A 3,069-nucleotide genomic window follows, 5' to 3' on the forward strand; every position below is an offset into this window, starting at 1 on the left:
GGATAGTCGATGCTGCGGCGATCGAACGGACGCCCCAGGGCCAGCGGCAGCAGGATGCGAAACAGCAGGCCATAGATGTGCTGGTGACTGACGCTGGCCAGCACCCGTGTGTCGGCCAGGGCCTGGCCCCAGAGCGCCATCTGCACCCGCAGTTCGGCCTCCAGCTGCGGCCAGACCTTGGGGATCGCCTTGGGTTCGCCGGTGGAACCCGAGCTGAACAGGGTCAGATCGAGACGATCGGGAGCCCGGCTGGCGCGCTCGGCATCCAGCTCGCCATGGCAATCGGCAAGGGGCAACCGCAACTGGGGCACATCAAGCCCATCGACTGGCAGCTCGCCATCGGTGAGCAGGCCGTCAAACTGATCCCGCAGCGCCAACAGCCCGGCCACCCGTTGATGGCCCGGCAAGATCGCCTGATGACCACAGAGGGCGCAGGCGAGCAACGCTTGCGCAAACAGCAGGCTGTCATCGAAACAGAGAGTCCAGCGCGCGCGCGGCTGCCTAGAGCGAGCATGGCGGGCCATGGCCCGGGCCAGTTGCAGGCTGCCAAAGCGCAGTTCGGCCAAGGTCACCTCGCAGCCTTGACCGAACGCCACCACACTCTCACCCTCGCGGCACCAGATCTCCTGCAACAGGGTCATGGGGCCAGCCTCTTCATCAGCCGTCGGCGTACCAGATACTCCCCAGCCATCAAAGAGCCCATCAACCCATAGCTGATGAGGCCGTTGTAGAGACTCCAGAACGCCAGATCGCCGTACCAAATGGTGAAGGCCGCTAGGGCGCCGTTGATCACGAAGAAACCGCACCAGATCTGGGTCACCCGACGGGTGTAGCCGATGGCGACATCCGGCAGACGTGGATCCTGCAAGCGGGCCAGCCGCTCCACCAGACTCATGGGACGGGTCAGGCTCCAGCCAAACAGGCAGAGCAGCGCCATGCTCACCGCCAGCGGGTAGTAGAGCAGCCAGTGACGGGCGTTGAACAGGGCTGACAGCAGAGTCAGCCCCAGGCCGATGCAGGCCAGCAGGCGGCCCAGCCAGAGCCACTCAGGCAAGGGGCCAAGACGTGACCAGCCCTTGAGCAGACTCGGCAGCAGTCGCAGCGAGAAGATGACCAGCAGGCCAAGCAGCAGCGGGGTCTGGCTGGTGTGAGTCAGCCCCCAGTAGACAGCCAGCGGGTAGAGCAGCAGGGCGCCACCGGCCAGCCAGGAGAGCCAGCGCGTCATGGTCAGGGGCGTACCTGCATCAGGCGCCGGCGAGCAGACGCTCGACCGCATCCACAACGTCATTGACGCTGCGCACCGACTTGAACTCTTCCGGCTTTATCTTCTTGCCGGTCAGCTTTTGCAGGTGCACCACCAGATCGATGGCATCTATGCTGTCGAGATCGAGATCTTGATAGAGGCGAGCCTCCGGGGTAATTGCCTCTTCATCCACTTCGAACAACTCGACGAGGGCAGCCTTTATCTGGGAAAAAATGTCGTCACGGGTCATGGCTCAGGCCTCCCCTTTCGACTGAGCCTGCACCAGGGCGACCAAGGCCGCGACGGAGGCAAAGTGACGACGGGTATTTTCATCCTCGGCGGAGAGCACTATGCCGTAGCGGCCCTTGATGGCAAGGCCCAGCTCCAGCGCATCGATAGAGTCCAGTCCCAGGCCATCCCCGAACAGCGGCACCTGGCTGTCTATATCCTCAGGGGTCAGTCCCTCGAGGTTGAGACTGTCGATGATGAGTTGTTTGATCTCTAGGTGCAGGTCTTGCATAACTGTTCCATACGCTGTTATTGGGGCCCCGTTTGCAGGGCCCGTGTGAGAAAACGGGTCAACTGGCGCGCGGCCAGAGCGCTGCTCTGTCCGGTAGCGACCACCTCGTCTGGCGCCACTTGCGGCAGGAATTCGATGGTGAAAGTCGGCTTATTTTCCGGGATCTTGAACCATTTGTCCTGCTTGGTGAGAAATCGGGTGTTGCAGTGGATCCGCACCGGTTGCAGGGGCACCTGGCTGCGCACCGCCAACTGGGCGGCGCCACGCTGCAGCTTGATGGGCTTCCCCGTAGTGGTGCGGGTGCCTTCCGGGAAGATCAGCAACAGACCGCCGGCCTGGATCCGCGTCATGCACAAGGGCAAGAGGCGCTCCGCCTCTACGTTGGGAATATAATCTGCCGCCCTGACCACACCGCCCACGAAAGGGTTGCGCCAGAGGGATTGCTTGACAATACAGTCACACACAGGCATCTCGGCCGCCAGCATGACGTAATCGAGCAGGCTGGGGTGATTGGCCACTACCAGGGCGCAGCGCAAGTCGGCGGGCATGCCGCTCACCCGATAATCCAGCACGCCCCAGCCACGCAATACGCCGAGAAACAGCCGAAAGCTGTGGCGTATGGTCAGCTGGGCTAGGGTGCGCCGCCGCTCCCCCCGCAGGCAGAGCGCCAGCAGCGGAAACCAGAACAGGGTGAGCAGCAGACCGCCCACCCCGAAAAGGGTGAAGCCAAGGGCTGTGCCCAACAGACGCCAGCACAGGTTCAGCGCCGCTGCCATGTCCACTCCTGCCGGCCATTACCCAGGGTCAGTGTCGATTCATCCCGCTGCAGGGCACGCCAGAAGGCCAGCGACTGAGGCAAATTCGAAGGTGTCCCGGATCCCGGACTCACGCCACTCGCAGCTTGGCAGCACCACTGCTCACCGGCCTGCAATATCAGCCCCAGCGCATGGGCCGGCGCCTCGCCCGGCAACCAAGGGTGATGAAACTCGGGCACAGGCCCCTCGAACGCCACCAGCAGCACCCGGTTAGCACCAGCGCTCAGCGCCGCCACCGCCTCGGTGAAACCCGCCATCAGGCCGCCCTCTCCCGCCGCCAGCGAGGTCATGGGGATGGCAGCCTTGCCCTGAATGGAACTAAGGCCGGCGGCCGTGTTGTGGACTGACATGGAGAAATCGGTAGGGGACAACGCCTGGCCATTCGCCAGCGCCTGCAACAGGGTCATAGAACGGGCCAGCTCGCCGTGGCGGCTGACGAAGATGGCGTAATCGACGGGATGGCGAGCCAGCAGGCTCAGCCCCACCTGCAC

At 63.7% G+C, this 3,069-nt stretch carries 5 protein-coding genes and 1 pseudogene; all 6 read right to left on the reverse strand.

Annotation, left to right across the window (positions count from 1 at the left end):
- A pseudogene (locus AAC083_RS03695) lies at window positions 1-641 on the reverse strand (AMP-binding protein); the annotation flags it as partial.
- The gene (locus tag AAC083_RS03700; RefSeq protein WP_108535835.1) at window positions 638-1,276 is read right to left on the reverse strand and encodes a hypothetical protein; all 639 of its coding nucleotides are present in this window, start codon (window positions 1,274-1,276) and stop codon (window positions 638-640) included. The pseudogene AAC083_RS03695 and the gene AAC083_RS03700, both read right to left, overlap by 4 nt.
- Window positions 1,245-1,493, reverse strand: coding sequence for an acyl carrier protein (locus AAC083_RS03705; protein WP_042035735.1), 249 nt, complete (start codon window positions 1,491-1,493; stop codon window positions 1,245-1,247). The genes AAC083_RS03700 and AAC083_RS03705 overlap by 32 nt, the downstream gene beginning before the upstream one ends.
- A gap of 3 nt (window positions 1,494-1,496) precedes the next feature.
- Window positions 1,497-1,763, reverse strand: a complete 267-nt coding sequence (locus AAC083_RS03710) for a phosphopantetheine-binding protein (RefSeq protein WP_042035736.1) — start codon at window positions 1,761-1,763, stop codon at window positions 1,497-1,499.
- A 17-nt stretch (window positions 1,764-1,780) separates the two neighbouring features.
- Window positions 1,781-2,539 (reverse strand): lysophospholipid acyltransferase family protein, encoded by a 759-nt coding sequence (locus AAC083_RS03715; RefSeq protein WP_042035737.1) that lies wholly within the window; start codon window positions 2,537-2,539, stop codon window positions 1,781-1,783.
- On the reverse strand, window positions 2,524-3,069 hold a 546-nt coding region (locus AAC083_RS03720; RefSeq protein WP_108535837.1), incomplete at its 5' end, for a beta-ketoacyl synthase chain length factor. The genes AAC083_RS03720 and AAC083_RS03715, both read right to left, overlap by 16 nt.

Source organism: Aeromonas sp. HMWF014 (assembly GCF_963878295.1).
Lineage (GTDB): Bacteria > Pseudomonadota > Gammaproteobacteria > Enterobacterales > Aeromonadaceae > Aeromonas > Aeromonas popoffii.

Excerpts from the sequence above, each read along its gene's own strand:
- AAC083_RS03700 (WP_108535835.1), bottom strand. The coding sequence starts at position 1,276 with ATGCGGTCGAGCGTCTGCTCGCCGGCGCCTGATGCAGGTACGCCCCTG.
- AAC083_RS03705 (WP_042035735.1), bottom strand. The coding sequence starts at position 1,493 with ATGACCCGTGACGACATTTTTTCCCAGATAAAGGCTGCCCTCGTCGAG.
- AAC083_RS03710 (WP_042035736.1), bottom strand. The coding sequence starts at position 1,763 with ATGCAAGACCTGCACCTAGAGATCAAACAACTCATCATCGACAGTCTC.
- AAC083_RS03715 (WP_042035737.1), bottom strand. The coding sequence starts at position 2,539 with ATGGCAGCGGCGCTGAACCTGTGCTGGCGTCTGTTGGGCACAGCCCTT.